This window comes from Mycobacterium mantenii, from assembly GCF_001667865.1.
Taxonomy (GTDB): domain Bacteria; phylum Actinomycetota; class Actinomycetes; order Mycobacteriales; family Mycobacteriaceae; genus Mycobacterium; species Mycobacterium mantenii_A.
On the sequence record NZ_LZJP01000110.1, the window covers coordinates 113,960 to 135,562 of the forward strand.

Here is a 21,603-nt window from a genome sequence, read left to right on the forward strand (position 1 = left end):
CGTGCCGTGATGATCACCCTGGACCATGTCAGTAAGAAGTACAAAGCGTCGGCCCGTCCGGCGCTGGAGGACGTCAACGTCAAGATCGACAAGGGTGAATTCGTCTTCCTGATCGGCCCGTCGGGGTCGGGCAAGTCCACGTTCATGCGGCTGCTGCTCGGCGCGGAGAACCCGACCAGCGGTGACGTCCGGGTGTCGAAGTTCCACGTCAACAAGCTGCGCGGTCGTCACGTCCCGAAGCTGCGCCAGGTCATCGGCTGCGTCTTCCAGGACTTTCGCCTGTTGCAGCAAAAGACCGTCTACGAGAACGTCGCGTTCGCGCTCGAAGTGATCGGCAAACGAACCGACGCGATCAACCGGGTGGTGCCGGAAGTGCTGGAAACCGTCGGCCTGTCCGGCAAAGCCAATCGGTTGCCCCACGAATTGTCCGGTGGCGAGCAGCAGCGGGTGGCGATCGCCCGCGCGTTCGTCAACCGGCCGCTGGTCCTGCTGGCGGACGAGCCGACGGGCAACCTCGACCCAGATACCAGTAAGGACATCATGGATTTGTTGGAGCGGATCAACCGCACGGGGACGACGGTGCTGATGGCGACGCACGATCACCACATCGTCGACTCGATGCGCCAGCGCGTCGTCGAATTGTCGTTGGGCAGGCTGGTTCGCGACGAGCAGCGCGGCATCTACGGGATGGACCGCTAAGTGCGCTTCGGCTTCCTACTCAACGAGGTCCTTACCGGGCTCCGGCGCAACGTCACGATGACGGCCGCGATGATCCTGACGACGGCGATCTCCATCGGGTTGTTCGGCGGCGGTCTGCTGGTGGTCCGGCTGGCCGACAACTCGCGCGAGATCTATCTCGACCGCGTCGAGACGCAGGTGTTCCTGACCGACGACATCTCGGCCAACGACACGACATGCACGTCGGCGCCGTGTAAGGGGTTGCGCGACAAGATCGATGCGCGCCAAGACGTCAAATCGGTGCGCTTCGTCAACCGGCAGGACGCCTACAACGACGCCATCAAGAAGTTCCCGGAATTCAAGGATGTGGCGGGTAAGGACTCGTTTCCCGCGTCGTTCATCGTCAAACTGAACAACCCCGAACAGCACGCCGAGTTCGACGCCGCGATGCAGGGCCAGCCCGGGGTGCGCAGCATCCTCAACGAAAAGGACCTCATCGACCGGTTGTTCGCCGTGCTGGACGGCTTGCGCGATGCGGCGTTCGCCGTCGCGCTGGTGCAGGCCGTCGGGGCGATCCTGTTGATTGCCAACATGGTGCAGGTCGCGGCGTACACCCGGCGCACGGAGATCGGGATCATGCGGCTGGTGGGTGCCAGCCGGTGGTACACCCAGCTGCCCTTCTTGGTGGAGGCGATGCTGGCCGCGTCCATCGGGGTGGCCATCGCCGTCGTCGGACTCATGTTGGTTCGGGCATTGTTCCTGGACAACGCGCTGAGCCAGTTCTATCAAGCACATCTGATCGCCAAGGTCGACTACGCCGACATCCTCTATATCTCGCCGTGGCTGTTCCTGCTCGGCGTGTCGATGGCGGCAATGACGGGGTACGCGACCTTGCGCCTCTATATACGGCGGTAGCTGTGGCCAAGGGATCCGGCCGAGCCAAGGCGGCGGGCGGCAAAGGTGGCAGCAAACAGGTGATTGCCACCAATCGCAAAGCGCGGCATAACTATTCGATCATCGAGTTGTTCGAGGCCGGAGTGTCTTTGCAGGGCACCGAGGTCAAAAGCCTTCGCCTGGGCCAAGCGTCGTTAGCTGACGCGTTCGCAACGATCGACGACGGCGAAGTGTGGTTGCGTAACTTGTACATTCCGGAGTATCAGCACGGTAGCTGGACCAATCATGAGCCGCGTCGCAACCGAAAGTTGTTGTTACATAGGCAACAAATTGACAGGCTGGTCGGCAAGATACGGGATGGTAACCTCGCCTTGATGCCGCTGTCATTGTATTTCTCCGAGGGCAAGGTCAAGGTGGAACTGGCCTTGGCGCGCGGTAAAAGGGCTTACGACAAGCGCCAGGACATGGCGCAGCGCGACGCACAGCGCGAAGTGGTCCGGGAAATGGGGCGCCGAGCAAAGGGCATGACCTGATCGGGGCGGCATACGCCCAGCTGTCGGCCGTTACGTACGGCGTCAGCGATTTCGTGGGCGGCGTCGCAGCTCGGCGGGTGGCCGCGCTGCGCGTGATGCTCGTCGCCTACCCGATCGAGACGCTGCTGGTGGGCGTGATGGCCCTCTTCGTCGGCGGCCCCATCCATCTCGGTGCCGTCATCTGGGGTGCCCTGTACGGCATCGGCATGGCGTTCGGCATGTGGGCGTTCTTCGCGGCGCTCGGCTCCGGGCCCATTTCTGTTGTCTCACCACTGGCCGCGGTGCTCAACGCCGCGGTGCCCGTCGCGGTCGGCATGGCGCTGGGGGAGCGGCCCGGCCAAGCGGCCCTGGTGGGCGTCGTGCTGGCGCTGGCGGCGGTGATGCTGGTCAGCCGCGAGGCTCCCGTCGAGGGGACCCCGTACCGGTTCACTCCAAAAGTGGCCTGGCTCACAGTGGTTGCGGGCTCGGCGATGGGGCTGAACCTGGTGTTCCTGCACCAAGCGCCGCACGTGTGCAAACTGTGGCCGCTGTTCTTCGCCCGGGTGGCGGCCAGCCTCGTGGTGTTCGCGATGGCGAAATCCAGCCAGAACCTGGCGATGCCGCGGGGGCGGCCGCTCAAATTGGCCGTGGCCGTTGCGGTGCTGGACATTTTCGCCAACATCACCATGCTCGCGGCGCTGCACACCTGGCTGCTGTCGCTGGCCAGCATCTTGATTTCCCTTTATCCGGCCGCGACGGTCGTGCTGGCGATGGTCGTGCTGCGCGAGCGGGTGACCCGACTTCAGGGCATCGGCATGGTGCTCGCCATGGGATCCGTGGCGATGATCGCCTCAGCCTGACGGGTGTGGTGCCGCTTCTGTTGACGGGGAAGCATCGGCCTACGATCCTGAGCATGGCCGATCGCCCCGTCACCAAACTCGACAAGCCCGCCGTCCTCTCCGGTCTCTTCGCGGTGTGGGACGACATCGACGCGCTGTTGGGCGGGCTGTCCGAAGCGCAGTGGCGGGCGGCGAGTCCCTTGCCGGGCTGGGACGTCAAAGCCTTGGTGGCGCACATCATCGGCACCGAGTCGTTCCTCGCCGGCATCGCCGCACCCCAGCCCGATATCGACGTCTCGGCGCTGGAGCACGTGCGTAACGACATCGGCGTGATGAACGAGTGCTGGGTTCGCCATCTGAGCACGCACGCCGACGCCGACGTGCTGGAAAGCTTCCGGGCGATCACCACCGATCGGCGCGAAGCGCTCACGAACATGTCCGGCGACGAGTGGGACGCCGTGACGATGACACCCAGTGGGCCGGACTCCTATGGCCGGTTCATGCGGATCCGGGTGTTCGACTGCTGGATGCACGAGCAAGACATTCGAGTGGCGTTGGGGCGGCCGCCGTCCGACGACGAGCTCGCCGGCCCCGCGGCCTCGCTCGCCGTCGACGAGATCGCCGGCACCATGGGCTACGTGGTGGGCAAGCTGGCCAAGGCGCCCGACGGTTCACGCGTCCAGTTCGAGCTCACCGGTCCGCTGGCCCGCACCATCCGGGTCGGCGTCGACGGCCGGGCCGCGGTGGTCGACGACTTCGGTGGTCAGGAGCCCACCGCGACCCTCCGGCTCGACGGGCTGCAGTTCACCCGGCTCGCCGGTGGCCGCCCGATGTGTCCCGCCCGCTCGCAGGACATCGAGTTCGGCGGCGATGAAGAGGTCGCCGCGCAGATCGTCGAGCGCCTCAATTTCGTTATCTGACAAGATTTTTCGTTTCACTCGGCAATCTCTGGGCCGTGACGGAGTAAACAAAGCGAGATATGTCACACCTGGGCATCGAAGGTGTCTTGGGGGCCGGTGAACGGGTAGGCGGCAAGGGAGCGCGCCTTGCGCCGACCCATCGTCAACGCCAGGAGGGCCATACAAAATGACTGCACCCGATACCTCGAGACTGCTCGCGCAACTGCGCACGCTGCTCGACCTGACCAACACCGAGATCCAAATCGCGGAGACCCGCGTCGTCCAGGCGCGCACCGAGGCGGTGCGCCGCGAGCTTTCCCAGAACGCCGGAAACGGCCGTGCGCGGGCCGAAGCGATCGAATCGGCGATACGAGACCTGGGGGGTTACCCCGACGTGATCGGTCCCTTCCTGGGCCGCGCCGCCGCGGCGGTCAAAGCGCTGACCGAGCAGGCCGAACCCTTCGACGAGGCGCTGCTGGGTGACCTCGCGCTCGAAGACCAGCTGCTGGACCGGGCTCGCTACACCAAGGCGCTGGCCGTCGCCGCAAAGCGCCAGGACATCGTCGATCTCGCCGACCGCCTGATCACCGCTCACGCGGCGACCGTTGACTGGCTGACCACCGTGCTCGCCGAGGATGCGCTGGGCGGACCGGCGGCGCTTCGCCGGACCCCGATCCAGATGGCCGCCGGCACCGCGGTGAAGCTGGTCAACCTGCCGGTTACCTGGTCCGCCCGTGGGGTGGACCGGGCCGTGGATGCGCTGCGTTCCACCGGTCCGGCGATCAACGACCTGGTCAAGCGCGGTGGCAACGCCGGCGAGATCGCCGCGAAGGCGCTGTCCGCGTCACAGAGCGCCGCTTTGCGGGCCGCGGAACGGGTCACCCGCTCCGAAGGGGCGGACCGGGCCGCCGACGCCTTGCACTCCGGTCGCGCCGCGGTCGGTGTCCTGGATGAGTCCGAGTTGCCCATCGGTAACTATGACGAACTCAATGTCAGCGAGGCGGTGGCCGCGATCAAGGATCTCACCACTCCCGACGACGTGCGGGTTGTCATCGCCTACGAGGAGGCGCACAAAAACCGGCAAGGCGTTGTCTCGGCGGCGCAAACCCGTATTGCTGCCATCGCCCAAGAGGTGGTCGGCATCAACTAGCGATCCGACTGCGACCGAATCCCCCGGTGTCAGGCGCCGGGGGATTCGGCGTCCCAGCCGGAACATATTTGCGTTGCCGCTGGTTGATAGGCAGGTACCATTGATATTCCTGCCGAAAGTCGGCGGGGTGCGAGGGGCTGAAAGGTTTCGACTTCGCGCATCGAATCAAGGGAAGCGTGCCGGTGCAGGCAACTGACCACCGTAAGCGTCGTTGCAAACAGATAAGCGCCGATTCACATCAGCGCGACTACGCTCTCGCTGCCTAAGCGACAGCTAGTCCGTCAGACCGGGAAAGCCCTCGACCCGGACCCTGGCGTCAGCTAGAGGGATCCACCGATGAGTCCGGTCGCGGGACTTATCGGGACACCAACAGCGACTGGGATCGTCATCCTGGCTTGTTCGCGTGACCAGGAGATCCGAGTAGAGGCATAGCGAACTGCGCACGGAGAAGTCTTGAGGGAATGCCGTAGGACCCGGGTTCGATTCCCGGCAGCTCCACTGAGAATGTGCTGGTCAGAGCCTTTCAGCTCTGGCCAGTTTTCTTTTCTTTTCAACCTCGCATCACCGACCCAAACGGTCGACTGGTGTAGGGAACGGCCTCTGTCCGGAGAGCGACGCTGCTTACCTTTCAGCGGCCGTCATTCTCATCGACAGAACCGAACAGGTACCTGTCGGCGATCGCGTGCTCGTTCCGGATCGACATCTCCTGGGCGGTGTTCAGCCACAGCCCGTCGAAGCCCGCCGAATGCATGCCAGCGTGAATGGCTCCGATATTCTTCAAGTCCTGCGACGGCAACTCGCCCCAGGCGTCGTGATCCTGCCACCGCTCGAACACTTGCCACTGTGTTTGGGGAACCTCCCGGGGTGCGAAATGCTCCAACGAGAACATTTCGAACGTGCACCGATTCGGGTCTTCGGCGTCGGGCAGCATGCGGTATCCGAGCAGGCACGATTTCTCGACCAGGATGACCATCGTGGGAAACACGTGCCAGTCGCCGTTACCCGCGAAGTACTGCTCCATGGACATCTGCGGAAAGTCGACGCCTTCCGCCCGTGCGAGTTCCTCACACAGTTGGTGATAGAGCACGAACGGCGGGACTTCGCTTGGCTCCTGGGTCGCCAGCTTTTGCGCGGCCCGGGAGTCGCGTTCGGTGACCAGTGAGCCGACCTCAAGGTATTGGTATTGCATCGAATTTGCGAATACCTCCGGTCGTGCCGCCAGTTCCTGGCGCGCGCTGTCGCGGCTGGCATGTTCGGGGCGCTGGGTGTACACGAACCGAGAGTGGTTTTTGTATGTGATCGTGGGGGTGTACGGGGCGTAGACGTACTCCTGCGGGGCAGCGGGCGCTGCCGATGGCCGCGGGCCCTCTGCGGATCGCATCGTTTGCGGGTGGGTGCCGGGGGTGTGGTAGCCCTCGATGAACGCGTCGACAACCGTCTTCCAGTTGGCCGGCAGGAAGGTGCGCTTGCGCCAGCGGTAGCGCATGTCCTGCAACCGGAATGGCGCCAGCGCGGTCGGCAGCGGGTCCAGCCATTCGAGCAGATCAGGCGGATCTTTCGACATGCTGACAAACACCCAACCGCCCCAGTTATCAACGGCGACCGGGCGTAGGCTCCATTGCTCCCTTGGGCGGGAGGCGAATTCGTCGCGGCATGGAACGAAGGATGACCGCCCGTCTAAGCCATAGCGCCAGCCGTGAAACCCACAGCGCAACTCCTTGTCCTGCGAACATCCGCTGCCCTGGACGATTTTCATCCCACGGTGGGCACAAGCGTTGTGAAACGCCTTGATCCCGCCATCCTTCTGACGCACCACGGCGATGGATTGCCGGCCGATCGTGTACTCGTAATAACAACCGGGGGAGGGGATTTCCTCTTCGCGACACGCAGGCTGCCAAACTTGGGTGAATAATCGATCCAATTCGAGTTGCAGGAACTCGGGATCGATGTACCTACTCTTCGGCACGAACGTCTCACCGCAGGCATACTTCTTGGGCACCCGCTCGGTGGCAAGCTCGGTCATGATCACCCTCTCCGTCGGGTCAACTGGCGGGTGGCTTGTCGAAGATGTTGGGATACAGGACGGCTTCCTTGAACGACGCCTCGATCTCGGCGAAAGCAGTCGGGATATCCCAGGTTCCCGACGTCGACACGATTTCGCGTTCGACGACCGGGTTGGACATCAGGCTGATACGGCCGTTGCCGGCGAAGATGACGCGCCGGTTGAGCCAATCAGATTGCACGCTGGCCAGATACACCACGGGCGGCACGCAGTTCTTCGGCGATAGGCGAACGTTGGACTCCGAGTAGTCCATGCTCCCGCCACCCTTGATGCCCTGGGTCATGCGGGTGCCGGCGATCGGCGCGATGGCGTTGCAACGCACCCCATAGTTCCGTAATGCGTTGGCGCACGAGAAGGTCAGGCCGACTATGCCCATTTTGGCGGCAGCATAATTGGGCTGGCTGGGGGCGCCCTGCAGTCCCGACATCGACGTGAACGTGATCAGTCGGTACTGCCCGCCTCTGTTTTCGCGCCACCATGCCGCCGCGTGGCGGGTGACGTTGAACGTGCCTTTGAGGTGCACCGAGACCACTGCGTCCCAGTCCTGCTCGCTCATCTTGAATACCATGCCGTCGCGCAGGATTCCCGCGGCGTTCACGACGACATCCAAGCCTCCGAGCATTTCGGCGGCGCGGTCGATGAGATCCGCACACGCAGCGAAGTCGGTGATGTCGGTGGTATCGGCGAATGCCTTGCCGCCCCGGCTCGTGATCGTCGCGGCCACACTTTCGGCCGGGCCCGCGTCTTGGCCGGTCCCGTCGACGCCGACTCCGGCATCCGACACCAGGACCGTTGCGCCCTCGGCCGCCAGGCCCTCGGCGACCGCAGCCCCAATTCCCCGTCCAGCGCCGGTTACCAGTGCAGTGCGTCCGTCAAGCACACCCATCGTCATTCAGCTCCCTGTGCCGTTTGCTTTTCAGCATACAGAACACACATACAAAATCTGTATAGGTGTTGCATCACCGAAACTATTCGAATCCCCACTCGGAATAGCGGCGCTCGAGCTCGGCCATGGCCTCCCGGCCGCCGCGAGAGCTACGCTCCTTCATGAAGTTGAACTCGTCATCACGCCAGGACAGGTTGCTGAACACGGTGTGGCCCATCGGGACCCAGTCGCCGAACTGTGCCATTCCGACCGCGTGCCAGAACGCGATCAGCGCGTGCTTTCCCACCATCAACCCGTCGGCTGAATGATGGGCTATCGCGTGGGCGTACCGCATGGCTTCGTGGCGCAACGACTCGGCGGGCACCACTGACGCGGCCACGCCCCATTCGCGCAGCTCGGCCGCCGTCACCTTGCGCCCGGTGATCATTGCCTCGTAGCCGCGGTTAGGCCCTAATTTGAGCAGCGCCAACGGCATAGCTGTGGAGAATCCTGCGAACCCGATGCGCGCCTGCGGGCGAGCGAGATACATGTCGTCGGAGACAATCAGAATGTCGGCGGCGAGAGCGAGGTTCATTCCGGCGCCCAGCGTGGCGCCCTGGCAGGCCGCGATCACCGTCTTGGGAAACTCCAGCCAGTTCGTCAGGTGCCGGTGCAGTCGTCGCGCGTTGCCTAAGCGTGCGGTCTGTGGCAACCGCTTCCCCTTGGTCAGCCCTGCTTGCTCCACCGGGAGCCGGCGGACATCGTCGCCGCTGCAGAAGTCCTTGCCCTCGGCCAGGAGGATGACGACTTTGACCTCATCGTCGTCTTCGGCGCGGGTCAGCCGCTCCTTGAACAGGTTGTGCATGTCGGGCGACAGGATTGCGTTGCGCCGGTCCGGCCGGTTGATGGTGATCTGAGCGATGTGCGGTTCGACGACTTCATAACGGACCCAGTCGTCATCAACTACGTATTCGCCTTCGGCGGGGGCGTCGGCGCTCATATCACCGCTCCTTCGCGCACTCGACAGTACACAGATACAGTAGTCGATCAACTGTTACATGGTGGTGGTACCTTCAGCGAATGCCATCGTTCACGGTCACCAAGCGGCTCGCAGCATCGCCGGACGCAGTCTGGGCAGTCCTGGCTGACTTCGGCAACGTCGATTGGATCCCCGGGCCCAGCGATGTCCGGGTCGAGGGCAAAGGGCCAGGCATGCGGCGGTTCATCGCCGCAAGTAGTGAGACGCCGGTAATCGAGACGCTCATCTGGATCAAGCCGGATGAGCGCGCGCTATCGTACGAGATCGCCAACAATCCGATGCCAGTCAGCCGATTTGTGGCGGTCAATACCGTCTCCGAAAGCGCGGATGCTGTTGGGGAATCGATCGTCGTCTGGGACATCGACTATGAGCCGATAGGTGATGATGCCGACGCGCGCGATGCCATGGAGGCCGTCTACGGCTTGATGGCGGGCTGGGTGCAGGACTTCGCCAATGAGCGGCGGACGTCCGGATAGAACACTTAGACATAATTTGTTAATTAGTCTAAAATGCATCAGGTGATTGATCCTCTCGATCTGGTGTTGATCAGTGTGGACGACCACACCGTCGAACCGCCCGACATGTTCACTGGGCGGGTACCACGCCGTTTCGCCGACGACGCTCCACGCATCGTCGAGGACGCCGACGGCGTGTGTTTTTGGGAGTATGACGGTCTGCAGCTGCCCAACATCGGACTCAACGCGGTCGCGGGCCGGCCCAACGACGAGTGGGGATTTGAGCCCTCTCGATTCAGCGACATGCGGGCAGGCTGTTACGACGTCGACGCGCGGGTGAACGACATGAACGCGTCCGGTGTGTTGGCTTCGCTATGTTTTCCGTCGTTTCCCACCATCTCCGGCGCGCTCTTCACCTACCGGGGTGACCGTGAGGTCTCCGAGGTGATGGTCCGCGCCTACAACGACTGGCACATCGAGGACTGGTGCGGCCGTCATCCCGACCGGTTCATCCCGATGGGCATTCTGCCGCTATGGGATCCGGCGTTGGCCGCGGCCGAGGTGCATCGGCTGGCGCGGTTGGGCTGCCGGGCGGTGACAGCACCGCAGCACATTGGCAACTACGGCCAGCCGCCGTGGCAGGACCCGCATTGGGACCCGCTGTGGGAGGCTCTGTGTGAACAGAACTGCGTGGTGAACATCCACATCGGCACGGGAGGCGGCATGCCCGTGCCGTCCGACCTGACCACCTACCTCGCGTACAACGCGATGATCCCCCTTGACACCCAGCGGTTCACGGCCGATCTGCTGTTCTCCCCGGTCCTCACGAAGTTTCCAACTATCAAGTTCTCCCTATCTGAGGGCGGGATCGGCTGGATCCCGTTCCTGTTAGAGCGATTCGAGGACATCTATTCCCGCCAGCGGGCGTGGACCGGAGACGATCTCGGTGATGGGCTGAGCCCCACCGACGTATTCCGACGCAACTTCATGTCATGTTTCATCCGTGACCGCGTGGGCATCGAGATGCGCGACCGTATCGGGGTGGAGACCATCTGTTGGGAGATGGACTATCCGCACTCGGACAGTAGTTGGCCTGACGCACCCGAGCAGCTCGCTGCGCAGCTGCAGGGCTGCAGCCCTGACGAGGTCGAAGCGATCACGTGGAATAACGCCGCCCGTGCTTTCGGCTACACCGGCGTTGAGCGACTCGGAAGAGTCAACTGCACCGTTGCGGCATTGCGGGGGAAGATCGCCGGCTTGGATCTGTCCGCCCCGAAGGTAGACGCCGGCCGCGCGCCGAAGGCAGGTGCCACGGCGATCACGTACGGGGACATGAAGGTGCGGATGGCCTCGATCCTTCGCGGTGGAGCGTGACCGAGCCAGACTATGGCGTTGTCCTCGCCGACGCTGATCGCGAGTTCCGCGATGAGGTCCGCGCTTTTCTCGCATCAGCGCTGACGTCTGAGGTCCTGGGTCCCGGAGGCAACGAGACCGACCGCCTGGACCGAATGCGTTTGTGGCAGAGACGGCTCTACGACGCCGGTCTGGCCGCGATCTCTTGGCCTGTGCAGTTCGGCGGCCGCGCCGCCACACCGGTGCAGCAGCTGATCTTCAACGCGGAGATGGCTGCCGCCCGCGCGCCCGAACCCATTAATCGGAGCGCCGTCAATCAGCTGGGGCCCACCATCATTCAGTGGGGCAGCGACCAGCAGCGCGCACGCTATCTGCCCAAGATTCTGTCTGGAGAAGAGGTATGGTGTCAGGGCTTCAGTGAGCCCGAGGCCGGCAGCGACTTGGCCGCGCTGAAGACAAAGGCCGATATCGACGGCGACGAATTGGTGATCACCGGACAGAAGGTCTGGACTTCAAAGGCCCAATACGCAGACTGGATTTACATTCTGGCGCGTACCGATCTGACGGCGGATAAGCACCATGGAATCAGTTACATCCTGGTGCCTTTAGCAACCCGCGGAATAGCGGTGCGCCCGATACGGCAGATCACCGGTCAGTCGGAGTTCAATGAGGTTTTCTTCGATTCGGTGCGTGTGCCGCTGATCAATGTTCTCGGGCCGTTGAATGGCGGTTGGAAGGTGGCCAAGTCCACACTGGGCTTCGAGCGTGTTGGCCAGAGTCGCACTCATCGCATCGAGCGGCGGCTTGCGATCCTGGTCAAGATGGCTCAGGAGGAGAATGCGCTGGCCCGCAACGGCTTTAACGACAGCTATGTCGCCGATCGGATTGTCGGATTCGCGGCGCAGGTGGAGGCGCTTCGGCAGATTTCGGCACAGGCGACCGCCGCGGGCGTCCGTGGTGTCAGCCCTGGCCCGGAGGCGTCGGTGGCCAAGTTGCTGACCTCGGAGGTCGACCAGGCGATGGCGAATTTCGGGTTGGAACTCGCCGGCCCCGCCGGCACGTTGGAGCGCGGCTCGATCGGGGCGATCAAGAACGGCAATGTCGCTCAGAGCTACTTGTTGATGCGGGCCGCGACCTTCGGTGCGGGCACATCGGAAATCCAGCGCAATGTGATTGGCGAGAAGCTCCTGGGGCTGCCCCGTGACTGCTAACGCCCTGTCGTCATTGACCGAGATAGCCGACACCGCAGCAGAACTGGCCCGGCTGCGCGAATCGGCCGACGATGTCCTGCGGCGGGCATGGTCGCCGCAGGCATTCCGGAGCCTGCTCGACGGCCCCGGGCCGGTCTTCGACCCAGTGCTGTGGCAGACCATCGCAGAGTTGGGATGGCCCGATGTTTTGGTGAGCGATGCGGGCGGCGGGGGAGGCGGGGGTCTTCGTGAGTTGTGCGTGCTGGCCGAGGCGGCAGGCGCAGCGGCGGCCCCGGTCCCGCTGGGCGTAGCGGCTGTCGCAGGCTGGTGCGAGGATCGGTGCGCGGACGGCGTCAGCCTGGTGTTACCCGAGCGCGGTGAACTCACTGGCGCCGGCAACATCTCCGGAGTATGGCCGCTTGTGCCCTTCGCTGCGGTTGCGACCAGGCTCCTGGTCTGCGCCGGCAAGAACGACCAGACTGTTCTGGGTGTGGTCGACCCGACCGGCGCAGGCGTGACATGTGAGGCGGTCACTCCACTGGATCACAACCCTGCTGCCCGAATCTCCATGCAGGAAGCACCGATTGATGTCATCGAGTGGGGTGAGCCAGCCGAGGTCCGCCATCACGGCGCGACAATGCGTGCACGGGTCGCCCAGGTGGCCGAACTGGTCGGCATCGCCTCGGCCGCCAACGAAGCCGCGGTCGAATACGCCAAGCAGCGCACCGCGTTTGGCCACCCGATAGGTGCATTCCAGGCGATCAAGCACCGCCTCGTCGACCAGCGGTGCGCGATCGAAGTCGGGCGGGCCCTTGTCAACCGCGCCGCCGACGCGTGCCAGCACGGGCATCCCGACGCCGCGGCGCTGGCATCGCTTGCTGCATATTGGGGCATCGACTCGCTGCGCGCCGTACCTGAGGGCGCGACCCAGGTGTTCGGCGGCATCGCCTACACCTGGGAGCACTACGCCCACATTCACCTTCGCCGCGCGGCGGGTGCTGCGGCAGGACTCGGAGGCCGCGCATACCACCGCGATGCGGTCACGCGCTGGCTGGACGGCCGGCATCGCTCCGCCGACAACGAGGAGCGTGGAGTGTGAACGCTACCGATCGAATTTCTTTCCTATCAGGAATCAACGTCCTCGAAATCGGCGACGGGATAGCCGGTTCGGCGGCGGCGGCCCTGCTCGCTTGTCTCGGCGCTGTCGTCACCAAGGTGTCCGAGGTAAAAACGACCGGCCGGGTTGGACCCGTGCTCAGCACCCCAGCGGGGCCCGTCGCGGCCGTCGACTTGACCCTCGATCGCGGCAAGCGAATCGTCGGATCGCCACCGGATCTGTCGGCACTGATCAATGAACACGACATCGTGATCGTGGACCACAACGCCGCCGTGGACCCGCCCATGGCCGACAACGCCGTTGTGGTGACTGTCAGCCCCTTCGGACTCGATGGACCGCGGTCGTCTCAGCGGGGCGGTGAACTTGTCGCTCAGGCTGCCGGCGGGCTGCTCGCCACGATCGAGGGAGCCGACGGAGCGCCCGTGCCCGCCCCGGGCTATGTCGCGCTTAAGGCGGCGGGCGCGGCCGCGGCGTTGGCAGCGTTGCACGGCCTCGATCAGCGCAACTCCACGCACGCGTCGGTATTCGTCGACGTCTCGGTTCAGGAGGCAGTGGCGTTCACCGCGGCTCTGCCAGAGTGCGCTCATGTGCTCTACTCGTGCCCGGGGAGGGCGGGCAGCGGGCGCTATGTCGCACCGTCGGGTTTGTTCGGGTGCCGCGATGGGATGGTTCGCATCACCGCGGTGGAAAACCACCAGTGGCGGGGTCTGCTTGCCGCACTGGGCCATCCGGCGTGGGCCGCGGGCCTCGACGAACGAGCCGCCCGGATCGAACAAGCCGACCTGATCAATGAACATGTCCGTGCGTGGGCGGCAACGCGTGACAAAGAAGGGTGCGCCGCGCTGCTGCAGGCCAACGGTGTGCCGTCGACACCGGTCAATACTCCCACGGAAATCCTGACCTCACCCCAGTTCTCTTCTCGCAGCGCGATTTCGACGACGGAGCTTTGCGGTGTGGCAGTGTCCGTGTTGGGCCCGCCATGGCTGGTGCACACGGGTGGGCGATCAGATCACCGACGCACCGGTCGCTTGGCCGACCTGAAGATCGTCGAACTGACCCACGTGTTGGCCGGACCGATCATCGGCGCATTACTCGGCGCGATGGGAGCGCGGGTTGTGAGGCTGGAAGACCCCGAGCGACTCGACATTTATCGACGCACCGGCCCCTTCGCCGGAGGCCGGCCGGGCGTCGAGCGCGGCGCCTACTTCGCAGTCGCCAACCACTCCAAGCAGAGCATTCTGATTGAGCCTGGCCGGGCGGTGCAGGACGTCGACGCGGCGGTGGCCGACTGCGACGTGCTTATCGAGAACGTCGGCACGTCACGACTCACCCGGCTGGAGGTGGAGCCCGCTGCGGTCACCGGCTCGGGCAGGCTCGCGGTTCGGGTGTCGGGCTTCGGGGCGACTGGCCCCATGGCGGGATACCGCGTGTACGCCAACAACGTTCAGTCCTACGGGGGTCTGGCCGGGCTGACCATCGGCTCCGACGGGTCACCGGCGCGGCTCGGTACGGTCCTCGCCGACCCGCTGTCCTCGGTGGTGGCCGCCGCGGTGATAGCCGCGTGGGCCATCGGGCCCGCCCGCGATACCGGAGCGGTGATTGATCTGTCCATGGCCGAGGTCGTCGCGTCGACGGTGGCCGAGTTCGTCGCTGCGGCCTCGGTCGCCGAAGAGCCGGTGGACGACAACGCGGCCGCCTCGCACCGCGGGGTGTACCGAAGCCGCGACGGCCGCTGGGTAGCTGTTGAACTTGTTGAACCCAGTGACTGGGAGTGTTTAGCCGGCTTCCTCAAAGCGCAGATGGATTCGCCGCACGGCGTGGTGACCGAGCAACTGGCAGCGCTAATCGCCGCTGCGTCGGCTGACGACGTGGCAGCGCGCTTGACCGCCGCGGGGGTGCGCGCCCAACCGGTGCAGCGCGCCGAGGATCTGGTGGCCGACGAGCATCTGGGGGCCCGCGGATTCTTCCCCGAAATCACTCATCCCGACCCCGAAATCGGTACCGCCCGATTGGTCGGGCTGCCATGGCGATTCGCGGGCCTGGGCGCTATTCGGCTGGCGCCGCCGCCGGGGCTGGGCAATGCAAACGCTCGTCAGGAAAGGATGACCAATGCCCGGTGACCCGACCGCGACGGTGTGGGCCTCGACCTTCGTACCGGCGAAATCGCCGATCCCCGGTTATGGCCAGGACGGCTACAGCGTCGCGTGGGTGGACACCCCCGACGGGCGGCTTCAGGTGCTGGTGTTGGGACCGAGGCCGGAACCGGGCACGGTCGGTCGTGTCGTCGAAAAGACCTTGGGAGACACCGCAACTGTGTTGTTCGAAGGGGATCCGAGATGACCGGTGTACGCATTGCCGGAGTCGGCGTCACCCCGTTCGGCAAGTACGGTGATACCGCGCTGGCGGATCTCGGTGTCACGGCCGCCGAGAAAGCGCTTGGAGATGCGGGTCTCGACTATGACGCTGTCGGCGAGGTCTTCACTTCCAGTTCGATGGCGCCGCCCCAGACAGGGTTGAAGGTGGCGCATCGTCTGGGCCGCACCGGAATTCCCGTGACCGCAATCGAAAGCGCCTCAGCGGGAGGCATGGTCGCGTTGCGGCACGCCGTCTGGGCGGTCGCGTCGGGCCGTTGCCACACGGCTTTGGCGATCGGCTACGAGAAGACGACGGCTCTCGAACCCGGCGGGGTGGTACCGGCTGCGGTCGATTTCTGGGACCGCTTCCCGCCGCAGATTCACTATGCCATCGAGGCCAATCGGTGGCTCTACGAGGCCCAGTGCGGTCCGGACGCAATCGGTGCCGTCGCAGCCAAGTCGTACAACCAAGCAAGGCTGAATCCGTTGGCGGCGCGCCGAACCGACGACGAGGTGACGGTCGAGCAGGTGATGTCAGCCCGCATGGTCGCCGAGCCGCTGACGAAGATGATGTGTCACGCCTCCGTAGACGGCGGAGCCGCGATCGTGGTGACGGGCGGAGACCGACCGCGATCGGTGGCGGTCAACTCGATCGAGCAGACCAGCTGGCCGCAGGACCCGACGTGGCCCGTCAAGGGTCCATGTGTCGGCCCTCCGTCACAGATCACGCTGACCGCTCAGCGGGCCTTCGACGCTGCGCAGGTCGTCCCGTCTGATATCGGGATTGTCTCCCTGCACGACATGTGCGCCAGCGAGGAGATCACCGCGCTCATCGCGATGGGCCTCGCCGACGTCAAGGATGTGGCTGACCTTGCCCAATCAGGTGGACTGGCGTCGGGCGGCCGCTTACCAACGAACACCGACGGCGGTTGCCTCGCCCGTGGCCACGCCTTCGGCGCAACCGGATTGGCACAGGCAGCTGAGATAGTCAGTCAGCTTCGGGGCGAAGCGGATTCGCGGCAAGTCCCCGATCCCCGGATCGGGCTGGCACAGGCGATGGGCGGTGGCGGGTCCTGTGTCGTCGCCGTGCTGGGCCGGTGATCCCGGGCGTGGGGGTGGTGGGACAGCGGTGCGGGCGCAGCGGGCCGACTTTCAATGCTGTAGCGAGGTCGATCCATGACGGTTCTTGATAATCCGATCCAATTGTTCGGCGCGGACGCGGTACAGGACCCCTATCCGTTGTATGACCAGATGCGTGCTGTGGCGCCGGTGCATCGCATCGGAAATTCGGCGTTCTACGCCGTGTGCGGTTGGGATGCGGTGATGGAGGCCGTCGAACGGGTCGACGATTTTTCTTCGAACCTAACGGCCACCATGGTCTATCACGACGACGGGACGGTCACCCCATTCGAGCTGGGTTCGCCGGGGGATCAATCTCACGTGTTGGCCACCGCGGATGATCCGGTGCACGCGATGCACCGCAAAATCTTGCTGCCGCACTTGTCCGCCAAGCGGGTCCGTGTCATCGAGGAGTTCGCCGCCGATACCGCTGATCAGTTGTGGGACGAGCATCTGCGCGGCGGTCACATTGAATGGATGAGCGCTGTGGCCAACCGGCTTCCGATGATGGTGGTGGCCAGGTTGCTGGGCCTGCCCGACGACGACGTCGACGACCTCATCCGCCTCGGCTACGCCACCACGACGTTGCTCGACGGGATTGTCACACCGGCACAGCTCGAGGCCGCCTGGGCTGGAGCAGCCGAACTGTCCACGTACGTGATGGAGCATTTCGAAAAGGCAGCGGAGAATTCCGACCACGGTCTCATCAGTGACCTGGCCGCACGCTGTTCGTCCGGGGAGCTTGAGCAAGCACCAGCTCTCCGGATAATGCTGACGCTGTTCAGCGCCGCCGGTGAGTCGACGGCATCACTTCTGGGAAGCGCGGCGTGGATTCTCACCGACCGACCCGAGATTCAAAAGCGGCTTCGTGACAACCCCGAATCCCTGGGCGCCTTCATCGAAGAGACATTGCGCTGCGAGGCGCCGTTTCGCGGCCACTACCGACACGTAATGCGCGGCACCACACTCGGCGGAGTCGAGGTAGCCGCCGACTCTCATCTGCTGCTGATGTGGGGAGCGGCTAATCGCGATCCAGCCCACTTCGACGCGCCGAATGAGTTTCGCCTCGACCGCGGTAACCCCAAAGGACACGCGACCTTCGGCAAGGGCGCGCACTTCTGCGTGGGGGCTGCACTGGCGCGGTTGGAGGCGCAGATCGTGTTCCGGATGCTGCTGGCGCGCACCAGCTGGATAGAGGCGGCCGACGTTGGGGAGTGGTTGCCCAGCATTCTGGTCCGGCGCCTGAACCGTCTTGAGTTGGCCGCCCGATAGGCCGCGCGGGTGGTCCGTCAGCCGATGGCGCCGCTGTCCTTGAGGGCGATGATCCGGTCCCAATCGTCACCGAGTTCGAGGATCAACTCCTCGGTGTGTTCGGCGAACTCCGGTGCTGGACCGAGATGCAAAGGCGTCTGGTCGAACAGCACTGGACTGGCCACCAAGTCGAAAGACTCGCCGTCGCGCTCGATTGTGACGATGCCGCCATTGGCGCGCACCTGCGGGTCAGTCGCCACCTCGGCCGTGTTGAGGACCGGGGCCCACTGGCCGTCGAAGTCCGCGAACACTTTGCGCCAGTGTTCAAGAGGGTGTGTCGCGATGGCGGCACGCAGCACGTCGGTTGCCTGGTGGGCGTTCTCGGTGAGCAGCTCATGGCTGGCGAATCGCTCGTCGGCGGCAAGTTCAGGAATTCCCACACGTGCGCAGAATTCCGGGAAGTACCGAAACGCCTGCAGCATAGACAATCCCAGGAATCGATTGTCGCTCGTTCGGTAGAAACCGGTGAGTGGATTGTGCGGCGCTACGTTGGCGCCGGCCGGATTGGCCACCCACGGCTCGCCGCTGACCAGGGCGGCGTTGACGGCCACGCCCATTGCCCATACTCCGACACCAAGCAGCGAGATGTCCACTGTGCGTGCCACGCCCGTCCGTTCGCGCTCGAACAGCGCTGCGGCGATGCCACCAGCGATCGTCATGCCGCCGAGTGAATCGCCGTACGCGGGGCCCGGTTGCGCGATTACTCCATTGAGGTCACTGGGCGTCGTGCTGGCGGCGCCGGCGGCGCGACTCCAGAACCCCGTCATGTCGTAGCCACCCTTGGCGCCATCATCGCCGAGCGGACCATAGGCGCTGCCACGGGCGTAGATGATCTTCGGGTTGACCGCCCGGACGTCGTCGACGTCGATCTTGAGCTTCTTGCGGGCGTCGGGCAGAAAATTGGTGAGAAATACATCGCTGGTCCGTGCAATGTCCATCAGCAGCTCGTGCCCGTCGGGGGTTGAAACATCGATCGCTATCGACCGTTTACCCCGGTTGGCGTGCTCCATCACGGGATTGCGCCGGCCTTCCACGGTGATGTTGCCCAGCTGACGCAGGCCGCGCTGCGAGTCGCCGGTGCGAGGGTGCTCAACCTTCAACACATCGGCACCCCAGTCGGCCAGCACAGCGCCCGCCGCAGGAACGAACGTCCACTGCGCGACCTCCAGGACGCGCACGCCGTCCATCGGTCCGCTCATCGATGCGCCTCTCAGCGGTAGTTCAGCACGACCGGCAAGTGATCGTGGGTATGCACTAGCGCGGACGCCCGCGGCACACGCTCGCCGACCACGTGAATGCCGGTGGCGCGCTTGGCGATTTCGTCCAGCAACAGGCGCGCCTCTCGTCGGGCGAGCGCGGCGCCCATGCAGAAATGTTCACCCACACCGAATCCGAGGTGACTTGCAGCGTCGTCGCGGGTGATGTCGAACTGCTCGGCGGTCGGTCCCCAATGGTCCTGGTCGCGATTGGCCGATGCATACGCCAGCAACACGCCGTCGCCTTTCCTTACGGTCGCGCCGCGCAGGTTCACATCGTTGGCGGCCTGGCGGGCCATGCTCATCACCGGCGTCCAGTACCGCAGGACCTCCTCGACCGCGTTGGCGCTCAGACTTGGGTCTGCGAACAACTTCTCCGCTTGGTCGGGATGCCCGTCGAGGCAGTCTGCGATTCCCGCGATCAGGCTCTGCGTAGTTTCGCTGCCCGCCGCCAGCAGCGTCAGCGCGTAAATCATCACCTGCGTCTCGTTGAAAGGTTCTCCGTTGACCGTCACCTCCGACAACAAGGTGAGCAGATCGTCTTGTGGATCGTCCTTACGTTCGGCGACCAGACCCAGCAGGTACGGGCCGATGTGTTCGAAAATGAACGCGAGGTCATCGTCACTGGCCACCCCGCTGCCGACGTTCGCGATTGTGGTCGCCCAACCTGCGACCCTGGGCCAATCCTCCTCAGGCACTCCGAGCAGGTAGGCGAAAACATAGACAGGAATGGGCTCGGCGATCCGCTGGATCCAGTCGAACTCACCATCCGGCAGGCCGTCGAGGACGTCGTTGACGACTTGGCGCACCCGCGCTTCCATCTTGGCGACCGCCGCCGGCGTGAAACGGACGCCGATGGCCTTGCGATGCTCACGGTGTTCCGGGGGATCCATGAACATGATGCCGCGGCCCTGGTATCCCTGTGGGTCGCGGCCCTCCCGGTGCGCAATCAGATCCATCATTATGCCGATACGCTCGGACTTGAACTTCTCCGGACGCGCCGAGATGCCCTTGATGTCTTCATATTTGGTAATAACCCAAAACTTGCCCTCCTCGTACCAGTGCACGGGGTCGGCTTCGCGCAACTGTGCAAATGTCGCGTTCGGGTCGCCGAGGTAGAACGCCGGCTCGTCGAACCGGGCGGCTGCGATCGTCACCATAGAGTGAACAATAGAACATCGAGTGTCAATCTGCGAGCACCGGCCACCCGACCACGGATGCACCCAGCCTGTTGGCAGAAGAACAAAATCTGTTTTATTGTTGCACAGTGACCAGCGCCTTATCCCATCTTCGCGTGTGCGACCTGGGCGGCCAGCTGGCCGGGGCCGGCGCGACGAAAATTCTGGCGGCCTTCGGCGCCGAGGTGATCCGGGTCGAGGATCCGGTTACTCGCGGGATGTGGGACGCACTGCGCGGCGTGGGCCCGTTCGTCGACGATCGCAGGGGAGTCAACCTGGGCGGCGGTTTCAACAACCACAACGTGGGCAAGCTCGGCGTAACCATCAACCTGCGCGTCGACGCCGGTAAGGACCTGCTCCGCGAGCTGATCGCGGTGTCCGACATCGTGTGTGAGAATTTCGCAGCCGGCGTGCTGGCCAGGATGGGCTTCGGCTACGACGAGCTGCGACGTATCAAACCCGACATCGTCTACGTGTCGAATTGCGGCTTTGGCCACACCGGTCCGTATCGGGATTTCAAGACCTGGGGCCCGATCGTGCAAGCCCTGAGCGGGCTCACGTTCACGGCTGGGCTGCCCGGCAGGGAACCCGCTGGATGGGGTTTCTCCTACATGGACCACATCGCGGCGTACTACATGGCCGCCGCGATTCTGGCGGCGGTACACCATCGCGAACGCACAGGCGAAGGCCAGCACGTCGATTTGGCGACGGTGCCGGCCGGCATCGCCATGCTGCCCACCGAGGTGCTCGACTGGACCGTGAACAAGCGGCGCGCACGCTCAACCGGGAGTCCCCACGGCAATCGCGCCGACTTCGATGAGATGGCCCCGCACGGGATCTACCCGTGCCTGGGTGAGGACCGGTGGATCGCCATCGCTTGCCGCGACGATCGCGATGTCGCGGTCCTTGCCAAACTCGTTGACAAACCGGAACTGACTGCCGACCGGTTCGCGACACTCGAGCAGCGGCTCCGCGTCGCCGACGAGCTCGATGAATTGCTCAGCGCATGCACCCGGACGCGCGAGGCCTCTCTACTGGCAAGCGAACTCACCGCTGCGGGAGTTCCCGCCAGCGTTGTCAAGTCGCCCCGTGAACGCATCGACGAAGATCCCGACCTAGCGGAATGGGGTCTCTTCCCGGCCGTGGAGCACCCAGAGATCGGGACGGTGCGGGTCGAGGGGCTGCCGCTGCGAATGTCGGCCTCGCCGTGGAATGTTACGCGGGCGGCGCCCTGCCTCGGCGAACACAACCGCCAGGTGTTGGGCGGATTGCTCGGTCACAGCGGTCAGGAACTGGACGAACTGACGAAGCAGGGTGTGATCTGAACGCACT

The 21,603-nt window shown here is 64.5% G+C and carries 20 protein-coding genes and 1 other RNA gene; 16 read left to right on the plus strand and 5 right to left on the minus strand.

All coding sequences use genetic code 11. The annotated features are described in order from the left end of the window. Window positions 1-9 precede the first annotated feature (9 nt). From ftsE to ssrA, 7 genes are all read left to right on the plus strand, one after another. A complete protein-coding gene (gene ftsE / locus A5688_RS21200) occupies window positions 10-699 on the plus strand; it encodes a cell division ATP-binding protein FtsE (protein ID WP_007772842.1) in 690 nt (229 codons plus the stop codon). After that, window positions 700-1,593 carry a permease-like cell division protein FtsX gene (ftsX, locus tag A5688_RS21205; RefSeq protein ID WP_067830720.1) on the plus strand — a complete coding sequence of 298 codons (894 nt, stop codon included), beginning with the start codon at window positions 700-702 and terminating at the stop codon, window positions 1,591-1,593. Between the two features lie 2 nt (window positions 1,594-1,595). Continuing rightward, the gene (gene smpB, locus A5688_RS21210) at window positions 1,596-2,105 is read left to right on the plus strand and encodes an SsrA-binding protein SmpB (protein ID WP_065052255.1); all 510 of its coding nucleotides are present in this window, start codon (window positions 1,596-1,598) and stop codon (window positions 2,103-2,105) included. After that, window positions 2,102-2,944 (plus strand): DMT family transporter, encoded by an 843-nt coding sequence (locus A5688_RS21215; protein ID WP_120312574.1) that lies wholly within the window; start codon window positions 2,102-2,104, stop codon window positions 2,942-2,944. Before smpB ends, A5688_RS21215 begins: the two co-directional genes overlap by 4 nt. 53 nt (window positions 2,945-2,997) lie before the next feature. Then, window positions 2,998-3,843: a maleylpyruvate isomerase family mycothiol-dependent enzyme gene (locus A5688_RS21220; RefSeq protein WP_067910416.1), complete on the plus strand. Its 846-nt coding sequence runs from the start codon at window positions 2,998-3,000 to the stop codon at window positions 3,841-3,843. 166 nt (window positions 3,844-4,009) lie between these two features. Next, window positions 4,010-4,972 carry a hypothetical protein gene (locus A5688_RS21225; RefSeq protein WP_067830714.1) on the plus strand — a complete coding sequence of 321 codons (963 nt, stop codon included), beginning with the start codon at window positions 4,010-4,012 and terminating at the stop codon, window positions 4,970-4,972. Window positions 4,973-5,105: 133 nt separating this feature from the next. Then, window positions 5,106-5,473, plus strand: a transfer-messenger RNA (tmRNA) gene (gene ssrA, locus A5688_RS21230). A gap of 127 nt (window positions 5,474-5,600) precedes the next feature. On the opposite strand, the gene A5688_RS21235 is transcribed toward ssrA, so the two are convergent. The 3 genes from A5688_RS21235 to A5688_RS21245 all read right to left on the minus strand — a co-directional run bounded on the left by A5688_RS21235 (window position 5,601) and on the right by A5688_RS21245 (window position 8,899). Then, the gene (locus tag A5688_RS21235; RefSeq protein WP_067910576.1) at window positions 5,601-6,995 is read right to left on the minus strand and encodes an aromatic ring-hydroxylating oxygenase subunit alpha; all 1,395 of its coding nucleotides are present in this window, start codon (window positions 6,993-6,995) and stop codon (window positions 5,601-5,603) included. A gap of 19 nt (window positions 6,996-7,014) precedes the next feature. After that, window positions 7,015-7,926: an SDR family NAD(P)-dependent oxidoreductase gene (locus A5688_RS21240; protein ID WP_347559125.1), complete on the minus strand. Its 912-nt coding sequence runs from the start codon at window positions 7,924-7,926 to the stop codon at window positions 7,015-7,017. A gap of 76 nt (window positions 7,927-8,002) precedes the next feature. Next, window positions 8,003-8,899, minus strand: a complete 897-nt coding sequence (locus A5688_RS21245) for an enoyl-CoA hydratase/isomerase family protein (protein WP_067830712.1) — start codon at window positions 8,897-8,899, stop codon at window positions 8,003-8,005. 80 nt (window positions 8,900-8,979) lie between these two features. Between A5688_RS21245 and A5688_RS21250 the strand changes: the two genes are divergently transcribed. From A5688_RS21250 to A5688_RS21285, 8 genes are all read left to right on the plus strand, one after another. Continuing rightward, window positions 8,980-9,414 carry an SRPBCC family protein gene (locus tag A5688_RS21250; RefSeq protein ID WP_067830709.1) on the plus strand — a complete coding sequence of 145 codons (435 nt, stop codon included), beginning with the start codon at window positions 8,980-8,982 and terminating at the stop codon, window positions 9,412-9,414. 33 nt (window positions 9,415-9,447) lie between these two features. Then, entirely contained in the window at window positions 9,448-10,767 is a 1,320-nt protein-coding gene (locus A5688_RS21255; protein WP_082955088.1) for an amidohydrolase family protein, read from the plus strand. Next, window positions 10,764-11,957 (plus strand): acyl-CoA dehydrogenase family protein, encoded by a 1,194-nt coding sequence (locus A5688_RS21260; RefSeq protein WP_067830706.1) that lies wholly within the window; start codon window positions 10,764-10,766, stop codon window positions 11,955-11,957. The genes A5688_RS21255 and A5688_RS21260 overlap by 4 nt, the downstream gene beginning before the upstream one ends. Then, a complete protein-coding gene (locus A5688_RS21265) occupies window positions 11,947-13,035 on the plus strand; it encodes an acyl-CoA dehydrogenase family protein (RefSeq protein ID WP_067910413.1) in 1,089 nt (362 codons plus the stop codon). Before A5688_RS21260 ends, A5688_RS21265 begins: the two co-directional genes overlap by 11 nt. Continuing rightward, window positions 13,032-15,173 (plus strand): CoA transferase, encoded by a 2,142-nt coding sequence (locus tag A5688_RS21270; RefSeq protein ID WP_242660272.1) that lies wholly within the window; start codon window positions 13,032-13,034, stop codon window positions 15,171-15,173. Before A5688_RS21265 ends, A5688_RS21270 begins: the two co-directional genes overlap by 4 nt. After that, on the plus strand, window positions 15,163-15,393 hold the full coding sequence (locus tag A5688_RS21275) for a hypothetical protein (protein WP_067830700.1): 231 nt from the start codon (window positions 15,163-15,165) through the stop codon (window positions 15,391-15,393). The genes A5688_RS21270 and A5688_RS21275 overlap by 11 nt, the downstream gene beginning before the upstream one ends. Beyond that, complete coding sequence (locus A5688_RS21280; RefSeq protein WP_067910410.1) at window positions 15,390-16,508, plus strand: thiolase family protein; 1,119 nt, start codon at window positions 15,390-15,392, stop codon at window positions 16,506-16,508. The genes A5688_RS21275 and A5688_RS21280 overlap by 4 nt, the downstream gene beginning before the upstream one ends. 75 nt (window positions 16,509-16,583) lie before the next feature. Beyond that, window positions 16,584-17,798: a cytochrome P450 gene (locus A5688_RS21285; RefSeq protein ID WP_067910407.1), complete on the plus strand. Its 1,215-nt coding sequence runs from the start codon at window positions 16,584-16,586 to the stop codon at window positions 17,796-17,798. Window positions 17,799-17,815: 17 nt separating this feature from the next. Here A5688_RS21285 and A5688_RS21290 read toward each other — a convergent pair whose 3' ends face one another. Continuing rightward, window positions 17,816-19,036, minus strand: coding sequence for a CaiB/BaiF CoA transferase family protein (locus tag A5688_RS21290; protein ID WP_067910404.1), 1,221 nt, complete (start codon window positions 19,034-19,036; stop codon window positions 17,816-17,818). 11 nt (window positions 19,037-19,047) lie between these two features. Next, the gene (locus tag A5688_RS21295) at window positions 19,048-20,253 is read right to left on the minus strand and encodes a cytochrome P450 (protein WP_067910401.1); all 1,206 of its coding nucleotides are present in this window, start codon (window positions 20,251-20,253) and stop codon (window positions 19,048-19,050) included. Window positions 20,254-20,360: 107 nt separating this feature from the next. Here A5688_RS21295 and A5688_RS21300 point away from each other — a divergent pair, with 107 nt between their 5' ends. Next, window positions 20,361-21,596: a CaiB/BaiF CoA transferase family protein gene (locus A5688_RS21300; RefSeq protein WP_067910398.1), complete on the plus strand. Its 1,236-nt coding sequence runs from the start codon at window positions 20,361-20,363 to the stop codon at window positions 21,594-21,596. The last annotated feature ends 7 nt before the right edge of the window (window positions 21,597-21,603 follow it).